Source organism: Pseudomonas kitaguniensis (genome assembly GCF_009296165.1).
In the GTDB taxonomy this organism is placed as follows: Bacteria; Pseudomonadota; Gammaproteobacteria; order Pseudomonadales; family Pseudomonadaceae; genus Aquipseudomonas; species Aquipseudomonas kitaguniensis.
The window spans coordinates 25,780-45,426 of sequence record NZ_VUAZ01000055.1; the positions used below are offsets into that span (position 1 = coordinate 25,780).

General features: G+C 52.2%; 22 protein-coding genes and 1 pseudogene. 13 read left to right on the forward strand and 10 right to left on the reverse strand.

Annotated features, from left to right (window positions below; all coding sequences use genetic code 11):
- The first annotated feature begins 8 nt into the window (after positions 1 to 8).
- The 4 genes from F0169_RS10610 (at position 9) to F0169_RS10625 (ending at position 2,561) form a co-directional block, all read left to right on the forward strand.
- Positions 9 to 782 (forward strand): SDR family NAD(P)-dependent oxidoreductase, encoded by a 774-nt coding sequence (locus tag F0169_RS10610; protein ID WP_152746481.1) that lies wholly within the window; start codon positions 9 to 11, stop codon positions 780 to 782.
- A gap of 92 nt (positions 783 to 874) precedes the next feature.
- The gene (locus F0169_RS10615; RefSeq protein ID WP_152746482.1) at positions 875 to 1,465 is read left to right on the forward strand and encodes a TetR/AcrR family transcriptional regulator; all 591 of its coding nucleotides are present in this window, start codon (positions 875 to 877) and stop codon (positions 1,463 to 1,465) included.
- 3 nt (positions 1,466 to 1,468) lie between these two features.
- Positions 1,469 to 2,167, forward strand: a complete 699-nt coding sequence (locus F0169_RS10620; protein WP_152746483.1) for a DsbA family oxidoreductase — start codon at positions 1,469 to 1,471, stop codon at positions 2,165 to 2,167.
- 64 nt (positions 2,168 to 2,231) lie between these two features.
- Entirely contained in the window at positions 2,232 to 2,561 is a 330-nt protein-coding gene (locus F0169_RS10625; RefSeq protein WP_152746484.1) for a thioredoxin family protein, read from the forward strand.
- A 29-nt stretch (positions 2,562 to 2,590) separates the two neighbouring features.
- Here F0169_RS10625 and kefC read toward each other — a convergent pair.
- The 7 genes and pseudogenes from kefC to F0169_RS10660 form a co-directional block, all read right to left on the reverse strand.
- A pseudogene (gene kefC, locus F0169_RS10630) lies at positions 2,591 to 4,416 on the reverse strand (glutathione-regulated potassium-efflux system protein KefC).
- On the reverse strand, positions 4,417 to 4,938 hold the full coding sequence (gene kefF / locus F0169_RS10635) for a glutathione-regulated potassium-efflux system oxidoreductase KefF (RefSeq protein ID WP_172979404.1): 522 nt from the start codon (positions 4,936 to 4,938) through the stop codon (positions 4,417 to 4,419).
- 107 nt (positions 4,939 to 5,045) lie between these two features.
- Complete coding sequence (locus tag F0169_RS10640; RefSeq protein ID WP_054090583.1) at positions 5,046 to 5,264, reverse strand: tautomerase family protein; 219 nt, start codon at positions 5,262 to 5,264, stop codon at positions 5,046 to 5,048.
- A gap of 30 nt (positions 5,265 to 5,294) precedes the next feature.
- Positions 5,295 to 6,401, reverse strand: a complete 1,107-nt coding sequence (locus F0169_RS10645) for an alkene reductase (RefSeq protein ID WP_152746485.1) — start codon at positions 6,399 to 6,401, stop codon at positions 5,295 to 5,297.
- A 43-nt stretch (positions 6,402 to 6,444) separates the two neighbouring features.
- Positions 6,445 to 6,777: a carboxymuconolactone decarboxylase family protein gene (locus F0169_RS10650; RefSeq protein WP_152746486.1), complete on the reverse strand. Its 333-nt coding sequence runs from the start codon at positions 6,775 to 6,777 to the stop codon at positions 6,445 to 6,447.
- Between the two features lie 537 nt (positions 6,778 to 7,314).
- The gene (locus tag F0169_RS10655) at positions 7,315 to 8,136 is read right to left on the reverse strand and encodes a DUF5677 domain-containing protein (RefSeq protein ID WP_152746487.1); all 822 of its coding nucleotides are present in this window, start codon (positions 8,134 to 8,136) and stop codon (positions 7,315 to 7,317) included.
- A 288-nt stretch (positions 8,137 to 8,424) separates the two neighbouring features.
- Positions 8,425 to 8,880 carry a helix-turn-helix domain-containing protein gene (locus F0169_RS10660; RefSeq protein ID WP_152746517.1) on the reverse strand — a complete coding sequence of 152 codons (456 nt, stop codon included), beginning with the start codon at positions 8,878 to 8,880 and terminating at the stop codon, positions 8,425 to 8,427.
- Positions 8,881 to 9,038: 158 nt separating this feature from the next.
- Between F0169_RS10660 and F0169_RS10665 the strand changes: the two genes are divergently transcribed.
- From F0169_RS10665 to F0169_RS10700, 7 genes are all read left to right on the forward strand, one after another.
- A complete protein-coding gene (locus F0169_RS10665) occupies positions 9,039 to 9,434 on the forward strand; it encodes a DUF6957 family protein (RefSeq protein ID WP_152746488.1) in 396 nt (131 codons plus the stop codon).
- Between the two features lie 43 nt (positions 9,435 to 9,477).
- Positions 9,478 to 9,948: a hypothetical protein gene (locus tag F0169_RS10670; protein WP_152746518.1), complete on the forward strand. Its 471-nt coding sequence runs from the start codon at positions 9,478 to 9,480 to the stop codon at positions 9,946 to 9,948.
- Positions 9,949 to 9,950: 2 nt separating this feature from the next.
- Positions 9,951 to 10,340 (forward strand): hypothetical protein, encoded by a 390-nt coding sequence (locus F0169_RS27865; RefSeq protein WP_152746489.1) that lies wholly within the window; start codon positions 9,951 to 9,953, stop codon positions 10,338 to 10,340.
- Positions 10,341 to 10,535: 195 nt separating this feature from the next.
- The gene (locus tag F0169_RS10680; RefSeq protein ID WP_152746490.1) at positions 10,536 to 10,880 is read left to right on the forward strand and encodes a hypothetical protein; all 345 of its coding nucleotides are present in this window, start codon (positions 10,536 to 10,538) and stop codon (positions 10,878 to 10,880) included.
- Positions 10,881 to 11,655: 775 nt separating this feature from the next.
- Positions 11,656 to 12,183, forward strand: a complete 528-nt coding sequence (locus F0169_RS10685; RefSeq protein WP_086792962.1) for a hypothetical protein — start codon at positions 11,656 to 11,658, stop codon at positions 12,181 to 12,183.
- A gap of 628 nt (positions 12,184 to 12,811) precedes the next feature.
- Entirely contained in the window at positions 12,812 to 13,144 is a 333-nt protein-coding gene (locus F0169_RS10695; protein WP_152746492.1) for a hypothetical protein, read from the forward strand.
- 129 nt (positions 13,145 to 13,273) lie between these two features.
- A complete protein-coding gene (locus F0169_RS10700; protein ID WP_152746493.1) occupies positions 13,274 to 13,678 on the forward strand; it encodes a hypothetical protein in 405 nt (134 codons plus the stop codon).
- Between the two features lie 188 nt (positions 13,679 to 13,866).
- On the opposite strand, the gene F0169_RS10705 is transcribed toward F0169_RS10700, so the two are convergent.
- A complete protein-coding gene (locus F0169_RS10705) occupies positions 13,867 to 14,667 on the reverse strand; it encodes a GNAT family N-acetyltransferase (RefSeq protein WP_086792953.1) in 801 nt (266 codons plus the stop codon).
- Positions 14,668 to 14,933: 266 nt separating this feature from the next.
- Between F0169_RS10705 and F0169_RS10710 the strand changes: the two genes are divergently transcribed.
- Together F0169_RS10710 and F0169_RS10715 are read left to right on the forward strand one after the other, a co-directional pair.
- Positions 14,934 to 15,302, forward strand: a complete 369-nt coding sequence (locus tag F0169_RS10710; RefSeq protein ID WP_152746494.1) for a hypothetical protein — start codon at positions 14,934 to 14,936, stop codon at positions 15,300 to 15,302.
- Between the two features lie 61 nt (positions 15,303 to 15,363).
- Entirely contained in the window at positions 15,364 to 16,533 is a 1,170-nt protein-coding gene (locus F0169_RS10715; protein ID WP_152746495.1) for a DUF3800 domain-containing protein, read from the forward strand.
- Positions 16,534 to 17,180: 647 nt separating this feature from the next.
- On the opposite strand, the gene F0169_RS10725 is transcribed toward F0169_RS10715, so the two are convergent.
- Entirely contained in the window at positions 17,181 to 18,620 is a 1,440-nt protein-coding gene (locus tag F0169_RS10725) for a hypothetical protein (RefSeq protein WP_152746496.1), read from the reverse strand.
- Positions 18,617 to 19,603 (reverse strand): nucleoid-associated protein, encoded by a 987-nt coding sequence (locus F0169_RS10730; protein WP_152746497.1) that lies wholly within the window; start codon positions 19,601 to 19,603, stop codon positions 18,617 to 18,619. Before F0169_RS10730 ends, F0169_RS10725 begins: the two co-directional genes overlap by 4 nt.
- Positions 19,604 to 19,647: the final 44 nt, after the last annotated feature.

The following is a 19,647-nucleotide window of genomic DNA, read 5'->3' on the forward strand; positions in this document are numbered from 1 at the left end:
AGTCTGTAATGAACGATTTTTTTAAAGGCAAAAAACTGTTGGTCGTCGGCGGCACGAGCGGCATGGGCTTGGAAACAGCGCGCCAGTTTTTGAAAGCGGGTGGCAGCGTGGTTCTCACCGGCAGCAAACAGGATAAAGCCGATGCTGTGCGCGCCGAACTGAGTCCGCTGGGGAACGTATCAGTGATCGTTGCCAACCTCATGACCGAGGAAGGGATGAATCATGTACGCAACGAAATCAATGCCAACCACAGTGACATCGGCTTCATGGTGAACTCTGCAGGCATATTCATTCCGAAGCCTTTCATCGAGCACGATGAGGCGGATTACGACATGTACCTGGATCTGAACCGCGCCACATTCTTTATCACGCAGGCAGTGGTCAAAAATATGCTTGCTGCCAAGCGCGAAGGCTCCATTGTCAACGTCGGCTCGATTGGCGCACAGGCCGCGCTGGCCGGCTCTCCAGCAACTGCGTATTCGATGGCTAAGGCGGGTCTGCACGCAGTCACCCGTAACCTTGCAATTGAATTGGCTCACTCAGGTATCCGAGTCAATGCCGTTTCGCCTGGCATCGTTCACACCTCGATCTATGAAGGCTTCATGGACAAGGACGCGATCCCGGAAGCGATGAAGTCACTGAACAATTTCCACCCACTGGGTCGAGTGGGTATTCCCGAAGACGTCGCCAATACCATCCTGTTCTTGCTGTCCGATAAAACTTCCTGGGTGACCGGTGCTATCTGGGACGTTGATGCAGGGGTGATGGCGGTACGTGCCTAAACACCGAGGCAAGCGCTGCGTGTAGCGCCTCTCATTGGGGCGCTTCCCAGCACGCTGCTCCGGTTATAAGGCTGCTGGCTGCAGGAGTTCAAATGTCCATCACGACAAAAGCCGCGCTGCTGAGCTACGCGGAAACCCAGATGCGCTCAAAGGGTTACTCAGCGTTCAGTTACGCGGATCTCGCAGCGAAAGTCGGCATTAGAAAAGCCAGCATTCACCATCACTTTCCTACCAAGGAGTGCTTGGGCGCGGAGCTGATCAACGACTACATCGCTCGGTTCAACGAGACGTTGGTGTCAATCGAGATCAGGCATCCCGAGCCGCTGCAGCGCTTACAGGCTTTTTCCCGACTTTTCGTGATCAGCGCGAATGAGGGGCTGCTGCCGTTATGCGGCGCCTTGGCGGCGGAGATGGCTGCATTGCCTTTATCGCTTCAAGGGCTCACCAGGGACTTCTTCAATTCGCAACTCGCCTGGCTCCAAAGCACCCTTAATGACGCAGTCCGGCAGCACAACTGGTCACTGGGAACAACCGCTGAGAACTTCGCCTTCATGCTGCTGAGTATGTTGGAGGGAGCAAGCCTCATTGATTGGACGCTCGGTCGATCAATCGACCCTTTGGCAGGTTTTAACCATTTGCTTGAAATGGCGGCAATTCAGTCTTCATTTCTTCGTGCAGGATAAATTATGCAAACCCCTTCAAAAAAATTCGTAGTCGATATCTGGTCTGATTATGTGTGTCCTTGGTGCTGGATTGCCAAGCGCCGTTTTGAAAAAGCGCTCGAAAACTTCCCGCAGAAAGACAATGTACAGGTCAACGTTCGGGCCTATCGACTGGCTGCAAATCACGCCCCTGAACCGATGGTCGCAGCACTGAAACGTAAGCTCGGCAACCCAGATTCCGCAGCAGCGATGATGAACACTGTGAGTAAATATGGCCAGGCCGACGGGCTGGATTACCGCTTCGACACTATGATGTTCGGCGATACTGCTGATGCTCATGTCTTGGTGAAAGCGGTTGTAGACGGGGCAGTGAAAAAGCGCCTTGTGGAAGCGCTGTACGAACAAAGCACCAGCCACGGTAAGTCACTTTTTGATCGCGCCAGCTTAGCGGTGATTGCGAAAGATGCAGGTGTGTCGGATGCGGCAATTCAATTGGCGTGGTCATCTGTAGAATTGCGCGTAGAGATGGAAGAGGATGAGCAATTCGCCGCCCAGTTGGGTTCTGGCGTGCCTCTATTCGTCTTCAACAATGAATTCTCTGTTTCCGGTGCACAGCCTGAAGCTGCTTTTCTTGAAGCGCTCAATCAAATGGTAGAAAGCGCGAAATTCGACGATAGCTCATTGATGGGCCAAGTCTGCGGCATCGATGGCTGCAAAGTTTGATCGGCAACGGAACGTGGCACTCACAAGGTGCCCCCTTTTCCTTAACACAACACGTGAGACCCAAATGAGCCGTATCGTTGAGTTGAGCGCTCCCCAATTTGCCCGCTTTGTTGCCAAAGGCAGCAGTGTCGTACTGTTCTCAGCATCTTGGTGCAAACCTTGTAAAGAGATGAAGCCAGTCTTCGTGGACTTGGAAGCAAAGCTCCATGCTTTGGCAGTGTTTGGAAAAATTGATATTGCGGTATCATCGACGATTGCGCAGATGTATGGCATTCGCACTGTGCCGTCCTTGGCAGTGTTCCACGAAGGCCGATTGTTGAAAGTCTTCGCCGGGTCTAAATCAGTTTCAGCCTTGAAAAAAGCAATCGTCACTGAGCTGGAGGACGCTAGCTAAACAAGCATCCTCCTCGACCGGTAAGTAAGTCAGCTATCTGACTCGCTGCGTGGAACGCTCACCTTTCCTGGGCCTGCGTCAATTGGATGAGCGCGATCTTCATTGAATATTTCCGTTAGTAAAGCGTTGGCTCGTTTGTAAGCGTCGTACTTGAATTCGGTATCGTCCTCGGGCTGAGCGGCCATCTCCTCTAGCATTTCCAAGTTCAGGCGACGGAATCGATCCGCACGCTCACGAGCTTCGTAGCGTCCTATCCCGAGTTGCTCCAAAGCCCTGCGCCCGAGGGACAATGCGCTTTCAAATGTCTCTCGCTCGACCTCTTCCACACCCATCTGACGTAGGGTAATGATGTGCCCCATATCTCGAGCGCGCACCACCAGTTTTAGAGATGGGAAATGCTCCTGGGCCAACTTGGTCAGTGCCAGGTTATCGTCCTGATTATCGATGGCGTTGATCAGCACCACGGCTTGAGCAGCGCCCGCTGCGTGCAGTAAATCGAGGCGGGTGGCATCCCCGTAGAACACCTTCACCCCGAACTTTCGCAGTGTCTCTATGTGGTCGGATCATGATCCAATACCACGACTTCAAAACCACAAGACATCAGCAGTCGCCCAGCGATCTGCCCGAATCGACCGAAGCCAGCAATGATGACCCGAGGGTTGCTCTGATCAATGGTGTCCGATTCCTCGCTGCCCTGTTTGCTCGAAGACTCCAGATGATTGAGCAAAAGGATCAGCAGTGGCGTTACACACATGGACAGCGCCACCGCCAACGTCAGGCTTTTACCCCAAGGGTCTACCAGGATGCCGGCGACTGTCGCTGCGCCAAATACTACAAAGGCAAACTCACTTCCCTGTCCAAGGAACACCGCCTGCCATGAGCGCTGATCACTTGGGACATTCAAGAAGCGGCCCAGAAGCTTGATCACGAGCAGCTTGATCAGGATAAAGCCCAGCGTCAGTGTGATGACTTTCAAAGGAGCGTCGATCAGAGTTCCGAAGTCAATCGACATGCCTACGCCGATGAAGAACAGACCCAGTAATAGCCCTTTGAAGGGTTCAATATCGCTTTCCAGAGCGTGGCGATATTCCGAGCTGGCCAAGAGAACGCCGGCCAGGAAAGCGCCCATGGCCATGGATAAGCCGGCCTCTTCCAACAAGAGACCGAACCCGAACACGAGGAACAGGGCCACGGCACTGAAGATTTCCCTCAAGCCGGAGCGCGCTACAAAGCGAAGGACAGGGCGAGATACGTATTGGCCCAGGAGAACCACTGCGACAATCGCTCCGACGATTTTTGCGATGGACAGGGCCAACTCTGCACCTGAGGGCGTACCACCATTTGCGGCCAGCAGTGGGATCATGGCCACTAGGGGAATCGCCGCGATGTCCTGGAAAAGCAACACGGCAAAACTGCTGCGACCCACTGCTGTGGAGTTCATGTTTCGCTCGGTCATGGCCTGCATGGCGATAGCAGTCGAGGACAGGCTTAACGTCAGCCCTACCAGCAGCGCAGCCGTCCAGTTCAAGCCAAGTGCAGCGCAAAATATTGCGATGGCCGCACCGCATGCCAGCATCTGCAAAGCGCCACCGCCGAACACCATGCGGCGCATGGCCCAAAGGCGCTTGGGGTCGAGTTCAAGACCAATGATGAACAGCATCAACACTACGCCGATTTCAGCAAAGTGCAGGATGGACTCGACATCGGTTACAAGCTTCAACCCCCATGGGCCGATAAGGCAGCCGGCTATCAGGTAGCCTAGAACCGGGCCAAGCCCTAACCGAACGGCGATTGGGACTATCAAGGCAGCTGAGCCCAGGTAGATCAGCATTTCAATCAGACTGTGAGTGTCCATTCAATCTTCCTTCCATGACGTCAGGCGTTCGCCATAAATACGGATCTGCTTGAGCAGTGCGGTTTGATCTGCTCTGTAAGCGCCATGGACTGCGACTGGACTTAACCAATCCATCCCGCAGTAATTCGCCGTTGCTTGTAGGGGCTGAGACAGCACAGCAAAACCTGGGTGGTCGCCGCCTTCAAAATGATCATGCTCTCCACCGGTAGTCACGGCCCACAGCAGTTTTTTGTTTTTCAAAGCAGTGCCACCCGCGCCGTAGGCCCAGCCCTGAGTGAAGACCTTATCGATCCACAGCTTCAAGAGAGGTGGGTAGCTATACCAGTACAGAGGGTGTTGCAGAACGAGGAGATCTGCCTGTTCCACCGCCCTCTGCTCAGCTTCAACGTCGATATTGAAATCGGGGTAGAGGTCGTACAGCGAACGGATTGCGACATCGGGGTTGTTTGCTGCCAGCTTGAGCATCAACATGTTGACGTTGGATTTATCAGGGTAAGGATGGGCGTAAATTATCAAAATCACGGAGTAGTCCCCACAAACCTGGCGTTCTTTAAGAACGGAAAAGCTCCCTGTTCGTTGAGCATAACCGCACTCAACGAACAGGGAGCTAATGACCTGAAGGTGAAGCCTTACTGGCCGGCTTGCAGCTTCAATACTTCCTGCGCCGTCACAGGTTTGCCAGCAATACCCCAGTCTCCGCTCTTAACCTCTTCGAAGATGACCCAGGTGAGGGCACGCATGTTTTCTCCCTCTACCGATACCATGGCGTCAGTCACTTTGCGGATGACCTCGGCTTTTTGCTCGTCGGTAAAAACGCCTTCAATGCCTTTAATAGTCACGAGTGGCATGGTGTTCTCCTAAATGTTTGGGATGGGATATCAAGCGTTGGCCGCTGCGTATTCCGGATAATCGGTGTAACCCTTATCAATTGAATCGCTTACACCGTAGTAGGTCGCGCGATCACCTTCGGCCAATGGCCAATCGTTCTGCATACGCTCTACCAGATCAGGGTTGGCAATGTAGGCGGTGCCAAAGGCAATCAGATCTAGCTCGCCTTTGGCCAGCTCAGACTCTGCGATCTCCTTGGTGAAGCCACCCGCAGCCATCAAGGTGCCCTTGTACGCTTCACGGAATGCTGCGCCGAAACCAGGTGGTGTTTGTGCGGCCAGGATGGTCGGTTGGTAGTTCAGATGAACAAATGCCAGCTCTCGCTCGTTGAGGGCAGCCGCCATTCTCATCCAAGTTTCTTCTTCGCCTTCGTACACACCGAAGTCGTAGAGGCGACCAAACGGAGAGAAACGCACACCGATCTTCGATCCGCCGATTTCAGCAGCAATCGCGTCAATGGTTTCCAGCAGGAAGCGCTGACGGTTCGCGATGGAGCCACCGTACTGGTCTGTCCGAGTGTTCAGTGCGCTGCTCAGGAATTGGTCGAAGAGGAAGCCGTTGGCTGCCATGATCTCGATACCATCAAAACCTGCGTCCATGGCCATCCGTGCGGACTTCACGAAGTCAGCGATGACGCGCTTCACTTCTTCAGTCTCCAGGGCGCGTGGTGCGCTAGGTTGAACAGGGCCTGACTTAGTAGGTTCGATCCAGGCGTAGACCGTGGTATCCACCGCAGGCACCGTGCCTGAGGACACAGGCACCATGCCATGTACCGAGACGTGGGACATGCGGCCAACGTGCCAGAGCTGAGCAAAAATTTTCCCACCCTTGGCATGCACCGCGTCAGTCACTTTGCGCCAGCCTGGTAAGTGCACATCCTCGTAAATGCCAGGGGTGTACAAATAGCCGCGAGCCTCATCGGAAATAGGCAGGCCTTCGGTGATCAGCAAACCGGCAGAAGCACGTTGCGCGTAGTAAAGCGCGTTGGATTCATTCGGAATGTTGTTCAAGGTTCGGGTGCGAGTCATGGGGGCCATGACAACGCGGTTTTTCAAAGGAGTACCGGCCAGATCGTAAGGAGTGAACAGCTTATTCATGATTTATCTCGACGTCGTTGAAGGGAGAAATTCGGCGTTTGATTTAGGACTTGTCGAACGCGTCGAGTACGTGGGTGCTGTAAACCATCGCAGCACCAGCGTTCATGTTGATGGCCACACCCAAGGCTTCCGCTATCTCTTCACTGGTTATGCCGAGCTTCTTGGCTTCAGCAGCATGGAAGGCAATGCAGCCATCGCAGCGTGTCGTCACGGCCACTGCAAGGGAGATGAGCTCGCGAGTCTTGGCGTCCAGATGGTTGGTTTTCCCACCGGCGGCGCCGAGAGCGGCCATGCCTTTCATCGTTTCCGGCGACAGGCCGTTGAGCTCTACCAAACGAGTATTGATGTCTTTGCGGGTTTGCTTCCAATCTTGCATGGGATTCTCACAGGGATGGCGTTGGTTGCACGAATTTAAAATCTGCAACAAAGCTACCATCCAGTTGGTAGGCTTTCAACGATCATGTGTTGATTTTTAATATCAATGCAATTGAATGGGCAGTTTGTGCTGATTTTGGGAAGGAGAGATCGAGTGGGAAATATTGCTCAGCTAGTTGGAGGCTCATCTGGCGGGTTGTATAGCAACTCACCCATGTCATACCACTGCATTCTTTGGTGACACCAGCGTCCTTGATGCGACCGAGCAATTGGGAGTGCGTCGCTGGCTTTCAAGGGGCAGAAAGCTCTTCATAGCTGACCACTACAGGCGGACATTGTGAATGGGCGTTGAGCGATTCAAGACATCGCAACGTAGAAGTAGCCGAATGGTTCCTTCCTCTGAGGCGACGCAGCGGGTGCTTGGGGTACTAGGTCTTGGGAAGCCTAAGCTTTTGGAACCGCACAGGCTGCAAAAAGTGGAAGCTTAGCTAAGTTCACGATAGGTGATGACGTCAGGTTGGTCAGGAAGGCATCCGACTCACCGATCTTCTCCTGAAGGCTCCTCGTACAAAGGATCCATCTCAACATTCGTGAAGCCCCAGAAACACACCACATTCTGGGCTTCCTCTGGAGACGTCTCTAGCGCAGTACGGCCCGCTGGGAAAAGCACTGCGTAAAACGCTATCGCTCGAGCCAACACATGTACGCAGGTTTGCAAGGCGACTAAGCCAAGCATTCGCTGATCCTCGATTGACTGAGCTTGCCCCATTTGCATTGAGCTGATGTAGGACGTATGCGCGTACCCGCAAAAATGGGAGTACACGTTCTGAAAGTATTTTTTGCTAAAGCCAGCCCGAACTGCTTCGTCCGTCCATGACCAACCCACTCGCCAGTCTCCTTTCATCAGCCGCTTAACCTGATCTGGACTGTAGCTGATAAGAAAAGGAGATGGCTCAATTTCTGCAATCTGGTCTGCGGCTTGAAGCCGTGCCAACCTCAGTGCCTCTCTAGCCTGATCGGTGGAAGGATGGAGCTTGAGCCTGTCCATCAACCCGCCTAATCGCCAGACGCCGTGTCGAAATCTGCGCAAGGCAGGGTTTTGGCTTTGGAATATCCAATGGAAGACGATGAACGTTTCCAAGCAGGCACGAGCCAGAATTGTCGCCGAGGAGTGATCGACGAAGACAATTTGCGAGCCGTCGCGGAAGTCTAACTGCGTCGGATCAAGTATCAGCCTGACCGAACAGGCCTGCTTGAAGAGCTTGACAGCCAATATCTGGGCGTCATTCATCCAGGCGTCTGCGGAACTCAACACCTGACTTCGCTGAGCTTCGATCATTCTCGCAAACAGTTCGGTCACTGTTCCGAAATCTTCTTCGGGATCGCGATGGGACTTTGGGGGTGGGGTCGATGACATTAGGTAGACTCTGGTTGTCCATGCTGATCTAGCAATCTTGAGCTCAATTCGATCTAACTCAATTCACCAACCCTGCTATTAGGCCCGTGGCAAAGTCTGATGGGTGAATGGGATCTCGACATATGCACCTCCATCAGGCTGCGCAGTCACATGTAATCCAGCACGGTAAACGAGGTCGTCTAGGATGTTGCTGATAGATAAAAAAGCGTAAGCGATGGGTTGGGCACACCATCAATCTTCAGCATGCCATAGCCGCCGCACAGTAGTTCTGGGCATTCCTAGCTGCTCACTGATTTCAGTTTGTGAGAGCCCCGCGCATTTCAGTTTCTGTACCTTCCGCAGTTTCTCCACCACAGCCGCTGTTTGAGGAGGGACAAGCGTTTTGGGCTCACTTGGCAGAACCTCGTCCAATATGCCGAGTGTCTGCAACTCGGCGAGCACTTCATCTAAGGCGGAGCGCGCTGTCTTACCCTCATCCGCCGCAGCCACAAGTGTAAGAAATGACAAAGGTCGAAGGCCCAAAACCTGAGCTAGATCTGCGCTGAGATCGACGCTGGCTGAGACCGTTGAAGCTTCTAGCCTGCTGATGTGACCTTGATCAGCTTTATCCTGAAAATCAGCTTGCGATAAGCCGCGCCGCGTCCTTAGCCACTGCAGCGTCGCCGCGTAAGCCTTTCGCAAAGACATCAGAGCATCCCCTCCCAAAAAGAGAACGGTATGCCGCGTTTGATTGAGGCCAAACAAATGTATATAGTCATTGCGATGGCCATATAGCCGTGATCGCTTGCTGATTTGCACCTACAGAAGGCTCCGGTGTCTTTCCACAGTCCTAGGAGCTGCAATTTATGGGTAATTCTTCAGAGCATGAGTTGCTCCATGAAGGCCTGATCTCCTCCGCAGGCACGTCGCTGTCTCACGCCGAGATAGAGGCATTAGTGGTCGAACGATTCCCTGGCAAGGCGTACTGCACCGTCGAGGATTGGCTCATCTTTCACGTGGACGAACCTGCTGAATCGCTTGCCCGAGTTCGTGCAACAGGCCTTGAGCCGATGTTCATGTATGCCCATTGCGTCATCCATGATGGGCATGGCCGGTTTCCGCCAGGAGGTTGGGTGCGCTCGACCCTATGCAAGTCATTCGATGGCGTTTGCTTGTTCGAGACGCGAAACACGGTCTACGTTTTGGTGGGGCAGGGACGCGAGATGAAAGCCTCGCTGAAGACAATATTCGGTTTATGTTAATTGCAGGTGCCGCCAGACGGGCCTGCCTCATACGAGATACATGATGTTCCGTATTAGCATGCAAGACCAATCCGGCCCCGTAGGAATGTTCGGGGATGGCCTGGCTCACTTCCACGCAGTGTCGCGATCCCTAGCTACCCATTGGTATCACGTAAGTCTGAAACGCCGGCACGAAGGCCGGTATGTGGCCTACGAGGAGATGTTGAACGACGAGCCACGTCTGGTTGAGTTGCTGATCTCTCAAAGTGAGAACGTGATTGTTCAGGATGTTCAAGTCGTCACCCCAGGCTGGATGAACAAGGGGACGAGTTGGAGGATGGAGATGCTGACTTCGCTCTCAATGGGATTCAACCAGGCCGAGGTGCCGATCTGCGTCTTGGAGGTCGAGAGTGGTGATGTGTATGTCAATACCCATCAACACGACTTGGATGTTGATGCCTTGGTTGGGGTCAGGGAACTATATAGGCGCAGTGCTGCGACTAAGAGCGTGGCCTCAGCGTCGGAGGCTGTGTAGCCATGGAAGACCTCAATACTGTTGCAGTCGATTTACACGAAAAGCGCTACTCGGACTTCGACCTCCTTCGCATAGCCAAAGCAGTGAATCGGGACTACGACGGGCTGGTCACGGCCTACCTGGTGAATGTCCATATCCATGCATGTAGTGCCGTTGGCGTTGTGTTCAGTCACATTTGCCCCGGGCCGTACCAACGATTTGCAGATGGTCGGCTGATTCGGACATCCGACATTCAGTCCGTTACGAAGGAAGGTAGGTTTTGGGTGATCAATACGGTCAACTCGAGGTACGTCATTGCGACGTTTAGGCGTGATGTCGGACGGCGTAGCCTGCGTGAGTTCATGCGCATAGCGGGCGACCGGTACTTTCCAACGCCTCGTCACCTCCAGTAGTCGTGGCACTGTTCTTCGGGCTTGCCCCGCTTCGGGGGGCCGCTGTCGTGAACCAAGCTCCGCTACGGCGGATCTTGGCCCTAGCGGGCTTCCATCCTCAAGCCTGCGGTCATCCATGACCTGCGCGCTCCGCTTGCCGTCTGTGCAGCGAGCCTGATGCCTTGGCTTTCTGACCCCTGACGAACTTGGGACACTATGAATCAGCACACTAAAGTCCTGCCTGAGATCGACATTGAAGAGTTTAGAGAACGCTACCCTCACATGTTCTCTGACCCGGCAGTTGACGAGATTTATTGCGATCCTGGCTGGAAGAATATCCTGATTGCCCTTTGCGACACACTTCAGGACTACCTGAGTCGACATCCAGAGATCACCCCTGTCGCCGTCGCCCAGATCAAATCCAAGTTTGGAGAGCTGCATTTTTTCTATGACGGGGGCGATGCGTACTGCAGGGTCGCAGTAGACGTAGCGATCCAACTTCGACGAAAACCTGCTCGTACTGCGGAGCGCCTGGAAAGCAGGTCGGCGGTGCATGGGTAAGCACACTGTGCTCGGCCCATGATGGTAGTGGTGGTTCGAAGACTGCCAACTGACAGGCTTGCGTCCCGTAGATTCCACGCTCCAGGAAGGGCAGACACTCCAGCCTCCAGCCTCCAGCCTCCAGCCCAAGCCGTGAGCTCCGTGCACTGATTGCACACTGGCTGGTCGCCCTCACGGATTGAGTATGTGGAATATTTATATTCAGGCGACATTTGTGTCGGTTTTGCGACCATATAAAATACGCCCCCTTGAAACGGTTTTTCAAAATCGGAGATGTATATTTTGAACTCAAAAGAAAAGCAGCAGTGCCTGCACCTTCATATTTTTCCTTGTAGGACTTAGGCAGGTTTGCCGGGTGCTTTTTCGATATGACTTCTTCGATCTGACAGCTTTTTTTAAGCTCACTCTCAAGCAGATACCATCGCTTAGGGTTGCCCCTCCGCACCTTGTAACCTACTCGTCAATTTGGGGCCGTAGGCCCCGGCTCGGTTTTGCTAACAAAAGCCGAGTATTTGAGTTTACTTTTTGTAGTTTGTACGAGATTTGGTGTGATCAGAGATCAAGAAAATCCAGCAATCAGCCAGAGGCAAAGCTCCGTCAATCCACCATGCGCGAACGAGGAGGGGATTCGCCGCAAGGCAGACTCCAGGTAGGTGAATATTCCCGACACAGCCTTGCTAATCTCCGTATTGAGTAAATGCGCAGGGTTCGGTTGAGAAGACTGTCGACCGCGTCGTAACCTGAATGGATATCCTGCCCGCATGATGGAAAATCCATGCTTCTAAAACGCTTTCAAATCCTTACTCCTATCGCGATATTCACCGCGATATCCATAACGTTCTGGATCATCCAGCTCCGCCTTTTCGATGTCATAGGCTGGAATTACAATGTCTGTCATGCGTTGTTCGGGTTCGCATTCCCACTCGCGCTCAGCTACTTCGGATTCCCCCTCACCAAGCTGCAGCGACCCAAGTTGTCTCAAGTCATTCGCAATGTGCTGAAAATTCCACTCCTGTTGTGGCCTTCTTCATTCGCCAGGCTTTTGTGCCGCTCGATTGTCAGAGACGTTAACGAGGGTATCCCTTGGACTCCTTGGATCGGCGTTGCGATCACGCTGTTTTTTTCCATCGGAAATGAAATGTTTGTTGATCCTGCCACCAACGGAATTCCGTTCATAAATGCGTATGATCATTTCGTGGCCGATGTGGTGGGTATGGCTCTATTTCTCCTCGTAGCTTCTTTCATCCTACGAAATAGGCTGCGTTCAATCGCCGTGTTTCCCATCGGGGCGGCGAGCGATTGATGTTACGTGCCCGAGTCAGCACCCTTCCGCGAGTCTGAATATCTAATAGCCTGCCGTTCAACGTAGAATTCGCGCCCCGTCCTCTGCGACTAACCCAGCTGTATGAGCGTCGCTTTCGCCGACAGCTGGGTAAAATTTGCAATCAGGAATGAGCTTGATGCTTTTAGGATTTCGCAATGAGTAGGTCACGCCTGGATATCGCCCAGGAGGGGAAGTTGTGGGAGGTGGCCCTGGAGCATTTGGGCTCAGTCGGCTTGCTCGAAGCGGTTATAGATGTGTGGAGCCGTTCCGCCCCTCCGCCCAGACCACTCGTTGAGCATCTGTCCACCAATGAGGTCAGTCAGGAAGTCTTGAATATTCTTAAAATTGCCCAGCAGAGGGTAGGTGCTGTCGTACCAGGTCGAACGCCGGATGCGGGCACAGTCACGTTGTATGCTCGTCACGCTAGCAACTTAGCTGATGGGCTCATTACCCTCCTGCCAAAGGTGCAGCTTTCGCGAGCCTTGCGCGGCTCTTGTATTGAAATCGAACTGGGGATTTGACGTCTAGGCAGGCTCCCCTACGATACCTGTCGGCAACAACCCTAGTGGAATTTGTCGAGATAATTAGCACCCTTTTGAGATCTTCCATGAGCTCTGATTTAACTGAAGAAGAAATGCGTCGTGCATTGTTTGGTGCGACTGAGCCCGAAGAGGCTCTCACGCCTCCAACGCCCCAGCCGGCGCCAGAGGTCGTTTTTACCAAGTCGGTATCAACTCCTTCGCCTAGGAAGAAAGCGGCGAAATCGTTCACGCCTAGGCTGAGGGTCACGCTTCGGGTTGGAAACGAATACGAGGGGGAGATGCGCGAACTCATCCACGACGCCGACACGTTGAGCTCGTTGCTGGCTGAGCAAGAGGCTGTGAAGTCTGCAAGGAAGAAGTACAAATATGTGGAGGTGGTCTCGGTTAAGTCGATGTAGAAAGGACTGCTGGCTTATGAGGTAGAGCGTTGACGAGCGTCTGGCGAACGCACCTTCGCCATTGAGCATTAATGTCCACGTCGGTTGATCCCGCTATCATAGGATCACTTCACCAGAGCGGGCCAAGCTATGCCAAGGTTGTCATTCGCCATCCGAGCTTTGTTTGCCTTTTGCCTTTTGATCGCGACCGCCAATCACATCCGAGCTGACTTTCAGCATGGGTTGTTCTGGGACTACGGCTACGGTGACAGCGCCTACTGGGCTAGCCGCGTGTTCTGGGCGGCACTAACTATTTTTGACCCGCTGGCGGTACTGCTCCTTTTCAAAAAGCCACGGGTGGGAATAGTCCTCACCGCAGCAATTATTTTGGCTGACGTAGCACATAACACCTATTACGTCGCACTGAAACAGCAGTGGCTGGAGTCCTTCTATCTGTCGCAGGTGGCGTTTCTTATTGCGGTGCTTCTACTCTCACCTATTGCTTGGAGACGCCCCATTCGCTGCGTATCAATAGCAAGTCCGGTTCGATGGTAAAGCACTCCAATGATGAAGCCCTCAATGAGCCAGACGATAGGGATGACGGCCTTCTATGGCCTGTTCCCATCCGGAACAGGTGGATCCTGCAGCGAGGCGTGGATGAGCCTAGGCCGAAAATAGCCGTTACACGAGCTCCATCGCGGCGGCTCAATCGGCTCCAACCGAGGCTCCTGTGCCGACATATCTCAACTATCCGCCAAGCGATATAGCGCTTGGACGTGAGATGTCGCAAGCCCCGCGCGCTGCAAGTTACGGCGACTTTGCGAACTGGGAAGCGCAGTTGCGGCAATCACCAAACTGCCGTATTTCTTTGCTTGCTCTATGCGGTGAGATATCAGGGCTCCATGATAGCCCAAGCCTCGTGCATCTTTTCGGGTGGCAGCCGTCCCGAGGTAGGCGACTCCATTATTGGCCAGATACATCAATGCTCCTGCAACTACATGTCCATTAGCTTTGAGGACGTAGATTTTCAGACGATCATTTGACAGTAACCCTGCAAAAGAGGCTTGGCTCAACTGACGATGCTCTGGCTTGGTATGGAATCCACTCGCATGAACAGCTGCGAACTCAGGAAGAGTGTGTGAGGTGGCCTCTTCGATCTCAAACGAATTGTGGCTCAAGACCACGTCCTTGATGGCGCACGCAAGTTGCAGGTGCGTCCAACCTCTCAGGCGTTCTAGTCGCCTCTCGCCCACAAAAGCGAACTGCTCCAGGGACGAAGGTTTTCCGATAAGAGGCGTCACGGTCGAATATTCTGTTGAACTCTTAAGCAAGTTCAAAAGTGGCTGGGGGCTGCCAGTGGTGTCGCCGTAGATGCGATTGAACATCGGGCTAGGAGACGCCTTCACTTGAAAGCATGGAAAAGCTTCGTTTAAAAACACGCGAGCACCGAAAGGGTTTCCACTTATCCGCGACAAGCTCTCAACGCGGGAGCACAAATACTCGGCTTCTGCGGCCTCGATTGCGTGAGCCATTCCAACATCCATGCGCGTAATCCCTATCGTGTGATTCCATGGAAGGTAGCGATAAAACAGACAATACGCACCTGCAAAGAACCTGCGCGTAGGTAGTACGTTTGCATGCTCGCTTTAGATCTCAATAATCTGGGCTTTCTCTGCGGTCACCTTGGATAAGAGCATTATCTTTAGGCGTAGTGCTCTGCCGACGAGCACAAGCTCAGATGATCAAGATGGCGATGGCTTTTGGCCTTAATGCCAGCTAGATTTGGAGCTTTCTACGATCAAGGAAGGATATGAAAAAGCTCATCGCAGTAATGGGGATCTGTGTCGCACTTGGCGGCTGCGCTACGTCGCATTACACCGCAGGCCGAGACTTTCCTTCGGCAAGTGTAGCGAGCATCACCAAGGGTAAAACCACCACTTCAGAACTGAAGTCCCTATTTGGCGAGCCCTACGCCAAGAGCGCCGTCAGCGAGACTGATGAGAAGTGGATCTACACCTACACCAACGGCTCAGCCCATGCCCAGAGCTACGTGGTCACCATGAAGGTGACGACTACGGGCACTCAGAAAACTCTCGACGTCTTGATCCGAAATGATGTGGTCATTAACTACACATTCAGCGAGGGCCCTGCGCCTGATACGACCACTGCGACGAACTGATGTCGCCACCTTGCTATTGGCCGACCCACCGCGTTCAGTAAGTAGTTGATGGAGCAAGCTCATGGACAGAACGTATGCCTTCGTGGATGAGTCCGGGAATTCCGACCTAGACACGTCAAAAGGTGGAAGCTCGGATTTCTTCATCGTGTGCTCCATTCTGGTGGCAGAGAAAGAGCTGGAAGCTGCTTATGCCCAAGCTGAAGAACTCCGAAAGCGTCATTTCCAAACAGGTGAGATCAAATCCAGCAATCTGAAGCCCAAGGATTCAGATCGCCGTGCCCGAATCCTCAACGAGCTAGCTGAGCTGCCATTCAAGCTCTATTTCACCGTCGTTGATAAGTCCCGAATTCACAAAGACGGCGGCCTCCGTATCAAGACCTCGTTCATAAAATACGTGAACGGGTTGCTCTACGAACGTTTGTTCCGCGCATACCCTGACCTCCAGATGATCGTAGACGAGCACGGTGGCCAGGAGTTTCAGGAGAGCCTCAAAAGCTACGTTGCAGAACGATTCGTGGACGACCTATTTGGCGATAAGGATGCCTTCCAGACGATGGCCAGTAAGGACAACGTGTTGGTTCAGGTTGCAGATTTCTTCGCTGGCTCAGTCGCTCAGATCTACGAAGAGAAAGCTTCGGAAGCAGCAGTTCTTGCCTACAAAAAGATCCTACGCAGCCTGACTCTTGGAATGCTTGAGTGGCCATCCAAGTACCAGTCTCTTCTGCCACCGCCGACGGATGAATCTGGGTATGCAGACTACCAGGTACACCAAGAAGCTCTCCGCCAGGCCGACCGTTTTAGCGAGCGCGTTGGTAAGCACCCCGATGAAGATGAGCGACTGCAGCTAAGCATCTTGAGGTTCTTGAGATTCCAGAGCGAATTCGTCACCAAGGACTACGTACTGACTACGGAGATCATGGCCCATCTAAAAGACAGCGGATTGGGAGAGGTCAACGGCCAGAGAATCCGATCCAGTGGCATTGCCAAGCTTCGGGATGCGAACGTCATCATCACAAGTGCGGCGAAGGGCTACAAAATTCCCCAGACACGTGCGGACATCAACGACTTCCTAGAGCGGGCATCCGGCATCGTCGTCCCTCTTCTCGAACGCGTTAAAAAAGCGCGCGATGTGTATCGGCTGAGCAGTCGAGGAGAATATGACATCGTCACTGGCAACCTTGCTGAGCTAGCCAAGCTGCTCGCTGCGCTCGAGGCGTTTGCAGATGACTGAATTCAGTCATGGCCAAGAACCTCACCAGGCTGCATTGATACAGGATGAAATCCTAGAGATCTTGAAAGAGGCCAAGGTGCTCGCGCGTAGATTCTATCGCCCTGTATCCTGAACCCGCAAAAGATTACGGGCCGTATGGGTGCAATTGATCTACGACAACCCTTCGATACTGTGCTCTTGGTGCTGCTTGATTCTGAGTTCAACGCATTTGCAATGTACGAAGCGAGCCGTGCCAAGGTAGAGTCAGCACTGACCCTGCCTGGCTCGAAAGCCAGAAATGAACGAGGAGCGCTGGCAATTAGGCAATTCATGTCGATAGGTAGATTGCGCTGGGCTCGCCATGAGCCTAGCGACTAAGCGTATTAACCGCCGTCTGGAGGCCGAGTGCTGCGGATATGTCCCGTGTGACGATCCAGGCTAATGTCCCTAATACGGCACATTAGCCACCACTTTTAGGCTTAATGACCCTATTTGGGTACATTACGCTGAGCAAAGGAATGCGGACAATGATGACTATAGCCCCTACCTAACCCAGACTATCTTCTGATTTGGAAGCAAGCCCCTAATGGTTCCTGGCATAGCTGCTAAATATTCCCGCAGGAATACTGCACCATAAAGATTCAACCGTAGCTGTATTTATGATTTTATTAAAAAAAGGCAGCGATGTAGTTCCACGCGCAAAAAAAATAATAATCGATGTGGTTCGCTACAAAGTTAGGTGCCGCAAGCGATAGGAAGTAGTGGACAATGGCTGCGTATAGACAGAAACACATAGTCCAAGCGAGCCAGTAAACGGTGCGTCCGGACAATATAGGTTTTTCAACCAAGCGCTTCCAGTCATCGGCAGACATGAAGTTGTAGATTTTCCTCCGCCATCCTTCTCTACTGCTGTCAGCAAGACTGTTAAAACGCAAGGTTGATAGAGTGTTGATAACTATGCTCAATATGAGAAGTACAGAAACACCGAGATATAGAATCGTGGTGGCTGTATCGGCTACGCCTGTAGTCGCTATCGGAGTCTTGAGAGCTAAGACAACACCCGCCACCGCGAAATCACGCCAGAGAGCTGATATTAAATCCCTTGTCGCAGTTTGTGTCTTATTAACCTCGTCCTGCAAACCCTTGCGCAGATCTCCCAGGCTTTTGACAGCCTCCTTGCTCTGATCCTGGAGATGAAAGGCGAAAGCTTCCTTGGCCCCCGAGAGGCTATTTTTTAAGAGTGGCGTTGAGCCCGAGGGCCACGTCGTCCCACTGTTCCAGTTGATAGCAATGTGGTTGTTGAAAAGTTGGAATTTCGTTTCACACTCCCTAGGGGTGGAGTAGATCCACTGGCAGGTGTCGTGAAGCGTTTCAAAATTGATATCAGCCCAGTTAATAGGCTGGTCTATAGCTATGGGGAGTGAGCGCCCGCCTCGGAATATTACATGAGTCTCATCACCTTCCTTGCGAATCTCGGCAGGCAAGCAAAAGGAAAGCCTTTCCACCGCCACGCGTTTCCAAGCTGTAAAAGGTTCGCTTTCAGTAATTGGCTCTGCAGCGAGCAGCCAGGGCTCAAGCGACGGTGGGGTAAGGGAGTGGGTAAGATCCCGTACCATTTTCCAAGGCTTTTCAGGATGTTGAGTGACGGTCGGTAAACTTTTATCTCCACCCATTTCTTTCACTAGAAACTGATGAGTAGAAAACTCAAAGGTTTCACCTGCAACCCATACACACATTTTTTTCTGTGAGTTCTGTGCTGAGAATTGATTTGTTCTCAGCCAGTTTTCGAAACCTTTTAAAGTGAGGAAATAACACCAACCATCATCCACTGGCTTCTCCAAAATGACTGTTAGTCTGTCATTTTCTACATCCTCCAAATCGAAATCCTTGATCTCGATACTGTCGGAAACCTCTCCAAAAAGCTCTATTATTCCGATGCCCTCAGAACAAACACGCTGGGCAAGATCTTTCAGCTCTCGAACAAACTCAGAAGACGTAATGCTTATTTCATCAACCCGCACTTTATTCGCAGTTTCAATCTGCGCAGAACCACCCGACGCCGTGAGTCGCTCAAAGAAGCTGCGAAGTTCCAGCGCTAGCTGCTTCATGATTCACGCAAGCGACTTGTACGGATAATAATGATAGTTTCATCCTTTCCATTTTCAATAGTTAAGCTTCCCTTTGCCCGTGCGGGCATATTGATGGTTATGCCTTCGCTTGTTACATATTTCTTTGCCTCATTGGTAGGTAACTCTTCCTCGTCATAGGAGAACACCTCACCAGTCAAATTCAGGCTTTCCAATTCTTTGTCGAAGGTCGCCCGAATTTCATCTTGGCCATTGATGCCAAAAAAATCTGTAAAGAATTCGTCGACTTCAAAGTCTTTACGTTTTTTCGCAATTTCAACGACTTTCTCAGCGACTTTTGATGTGATAGCAGGCGGCAGATCACCCAGGTGTGTCTTTACAGTTTTTTTGATTGCCTTAACCAAATCCACCGTCATTTCCTTTGAGTTCCGGAGGCGCTCTACTCCTAGGAATTCTTTGAAGAAGTCACTGATTCCTGAACGGCTCATTTTATCAATGATCACTACTTCTGCGTCTATGGAATCTAAATCAATAAGAGCGGACTTCTGCAGCGCTTTCGGTGATTCCGTAAAGTTATTGGTAACTGCCTGAAGTATTGCCTGGGCACCCTTGGTTTCAAACGTCACAACTTTCTCAGAGTCATACTTGATTAAAGAGTAAAACTTTTTAGCGCCTGTAACCAAACCAATTACAATCAATACGCCTGACTTCATCCGTTTATCGCCAAGGCGATGAAATTGTCGCGCCAGGCTCTTGGAGATATCGACAAAATTCGACTCGCCCTTTTCCCAACTATTCAATTTGGCCTTTACTTGAGATATTTCAGCGAAAGAGAATTTATTGCCCTTGAGGGTTTCTTTGATACGGTCAATGAAGAACGGCTCGAAGGTGCTTAAGGGGGTGTCGTCAAAAAGTATCGGATCATCGGCTCGATGATGCACCACGTGGAAAATGAAATTCTCGATTTTCAGCGCTTCGATTTCTTTATCAGTAAGAGTGGCCAAGTTGAATCCTCATCCTTGCTGGTGGCGACATGACATTAAGCATT